Source organism: Tepidimonas aquatica (genome assembly GCF_007556585.1).
Taxonomy (GTDB): domain Bacteria; phylum Pseudomonadota; class Gammaproteobacteria; order Burkholderiales; family Burkholderiaceae_C; genus Tepidimonas; species Tepidimonas aquatica.
In genome coordinates, this window is record NZ_VJNA01000062.1 from 1 (window position 1) to 3093 (window position 3093).

Below are 3093 nucleotides of genomic sequence, written 5' to 3' on the forward strand. Positions count from 1 at the left end.
GCGTTCTTGTGCAGTCGAACCATCATGACTTTTGCCTCCGTAGTTCCTCGATCAGCTCACGCATCGTCTCGCGACCTATGAATAATGCACGACGTCGCGGATCAATGCAATCGTCCGGGACCTGACACCTAAGTATCGGCCAAAATACCCCTGCCGCCAGCCGGGTCAACCCCAACGCGTCGCCTCACCTGGCGCGCAGGTGACGGATGTCAATGACCGTCGAAGCTGACCAGCGTGTACAGCGGCAACCCGGCCGCGCGTAGGCGCTGCTCGCCGCCCAGCTCCGGCAGCGTCACGATGGCGGCTCCCTCCATCACGGTGGCGCCGAGCTTTTCCAGCAGTTTTTTGCCGGCCATCATCGTGCCGCCGGTGGCGATGAGGTCGTCGATCAGCAGCACGCGATCGCCGGGCTTGACAGCGTCGGTGTGCAGCTCGACGGTGGCGCTGCCGTACTCGAGCTCGTAAGTTTCTTCGACCGTGGTGAACGGCAGCTTGCCTTTTTTGCGGATCGGCACAAACCCCACGCCCAGCTCGTAGGCCACCACCGAGCCGATGATGAAGCCGCGCGCATCCAGCCCCGCCACGACGTCGGGCCGCAGCGCACGGTCCATGTAGCGGTGCACGAAGGCGTCGATCAGCACGCGAAAGACCTTGGGGTCTTGCAGCAGCGGGGTAATGTCGCGGAATTGCACACCGGGGGCGGGCCAGTCGGGCACGGTGCGGATGTGTGAGCGCAGGTAGGCGGCGGTGTCCATGGGGCGCGATTATCCCCGCTATCCGGCCAGCAACCGGCTTTCGGCCAACGCCAGCGCCTGCGGCACGCCGTAAAGCACCACGGCGTCGCCACCTTGCAGCACCAGGTCGTCCGCGGGCGCTTCGCGCTGGCCGCTGCTGCGGCGCACATCCATAACCTGCACCCCGATGGCGTGCAGCGCCAAGTCACCCAAACGCTGGCCGACGGTGGGGCCAGCCGGCGGCAGCACCACGGTGGCCAGCCGCGCCTGGTGTTGCTCGTCGACGCTGTCGTCGTCGGCGCCATGGAAGTAGCTGCGCAGCAGTTGGTAGCGCGCTTCGCGCTGCTGCTGCACGAGGCGCACCACACGCCGCAGCGGCACGCCCACCAACGCCAGCGCATGGCTGGCCAGCATCAGGCTGGCCTCCAGCGCTTCGGGCACCACCTCGGCGGCGCCCTCGGCCTGCAACTTGGCCAGGTCGGTGTCGTCCAGCGTGCGCACCACCACCGGCACATGCGGCGCGTGCTCACGCACGTTGTGCAGCACCTTGATGGCGTTGGGCGTGTCCAGGTACGTCACCACCACCGCCGAGGCCCGCACCAGCCCCGCCGCCATCAGCGCCTGCAGCCGCGCGGCGTCGCCAAACACCACCGAGTGGCCCGCCGCGGCGGCCTGACGCACGCGGTCCGGGTCCAGGTCCAGCGCCATGTAGGGGATGTTTTCCGCCTCCAGCAGCCGGGCCAGGTTTTGCCCGCAGCGGCCGTAGCCGCAAATGATGACGTGCTTGTCGGCCGCAATGGCGCGGCGGGCGATCTGCGTCATCTGCACCGACTGCATCAGCCAGTCGCTGCGCACCAGCCGCGTCACCAGCGCGTTGCTGTGCTGGATCACCAGCGGCGCCAGCAGCATCGACAGGATCATCGACGCCAGGGTCGGGTTGAACAGGGTCGGTGGCACCAGGGCGTGCTGGTTGGCCAGCTGCAGCAGCACCAGACCGAATTCGCCCGCCTGCATCAGGTACAGCCCGGTGCGCAGCGCCGTGCCCAGCGGTACGCCCAGGGCGTGCACCAGCAGGGTGATCAAGCCGGCTTTGAACGCCAGCGACAGCACCAGCAGCAACAGCACCAGGGGCCAGCGTTCCAGCACGATGCGCCAGTCCAGCATCATGCCGATGGTGATAAAAAACAGCCCCAGCAGCACGTCGTGAAACGGCCGGATGTCGGTCTCCACCTGGTGGCGAAATTCGGTCTCGGCGATCAGCATGCCGGCCACGAACGCCCCCAGCGCCATCGACAGGCCGGCGTGCTCGGTCAACCAGGCCAGCCCCAGCGTGACCAGCAGCAGGTTCAGCATGAACAGCTCCTGGCTTTTGCGCCGCGCCACCAGCGTCAGCCACCAACGCATCGCACGCTGCCCACCGGTCAGCAGCAACGCCAGCAGCGCCGCCGCCTTCAGGACCGCCAGCCCCAGCGCCCACCACAGCTCCTCGCCCGGGGCGGCCAGCGCCGGAATCAACACCAGCAGCGGTACCACCGCCAGATCCTGGAACAGCAAGATGCCCACCACGCGCTGGCCGTGTTCGGTTTCCAGCTCCAGCCGTTCGGCCATCAGCTTCATCACGATGGCGGTGCTGCTCATCGCCATCACGCCGCCCATGGCCACCGCCATCGGCCACTCGATGCCCCACCAGTCCGGCAACAGCCACCCCAGCGCCAGCGCGGCGGCGGTGGTCAGCAGCACCGTCAGCAACACCTGCGCCGTTCCCAGCCCAAAGACGAACCGCCGCATCGCCCGCAGCTTGGGCAGGCTGAACTCCAGGCCAATGGCGAACATCAAGAACACCACACCGAATTCGGCCAGGTAGCGCAGCCCCTCGGTGTTGTGCGCCAACGCCAGCGCGTGCGGCCCCAGTGCCACCCCCACCGCCAGGTAGCCGATCAGCGGCGGCAGCTTCAGCAGCCGGCACACCACCACCCCCAGCACGGCGGCCAACAGCAGCAACAGGGCCAGGTCGAGCACGTTCACGCACCCGATCTTACTGGCCCTCGTGATCGTCCGCGCCGATGCCCCCGCAGCACCCGCGCATGGCATGCGCTACCATCCCGGCGCATGAGCGTGCGCCGCAAGCTGCCGATCGGCATCCAAACCTTTGCCAAGATCCGCGACGGGGGGTACTACTACGTCGACAAGACCCCGCTCATTGCCCGGCTGGCTGAGCAGGGCAGTTTTTATTTCCTGTCGCGCCCGCGGCGCTTTGGCAAGTCGCTGCTGATCGACACCATTGCTGCGGCCTTTGCCGGCCAGCGCACGCTGTTCGAAGGCGGCGCCGCCGCCGTGGCGCTGGGGGTGGATGCAGCGG

At 67.7% G+C, this 3093-nt stretch carries 3 protein-coding genes; 1 reads left to right on the plus strand and 2 read right to left on the minus strand.

The window, feature by feature from the left end; all coding sequences use genetic code 11:
- Nucleotides 1–209: 209 nt before the first annotated feature.
- Together Taqua_RS12795 and Taqua_RS12800 are read right to left on the minus strand one after the other, a co-directional pair.
- Entirely contained in the window at nt 210–755 is a 546-nt protein-coding gene (locus tag Taqua_RS12795; RefSeq protein WP_144326962.1) for an adenine phosphoribosyltransferase, read from the minus strand.
- 18 nt (nt 756–773) lie between these two features.
- Nucleotides 774–2759 (minus strand): monovalent cation:proton antiporter family protein, encoded by a 1986-nt coding sequence (locus Taqua_RS12800; RefSeq protein WP_144326963.1) that lies wholly within the window; start codon nt 2757–2759, stop codon nt 774–776.
- Nucleotides 2760–2843: 84 nt separating this feature from the next.
- On the opposite strand from Taqua_RS12800, the gene Taqua_RS12805 reads away from it, so the two are divergent.
- The coding region (locus Taqua_RS12805; RefSeq protein ID WP_185969638.1) for an AAA family ATPase at nt 2844–3093 on the plus strand (250 nt) is incomplete at its 3' end.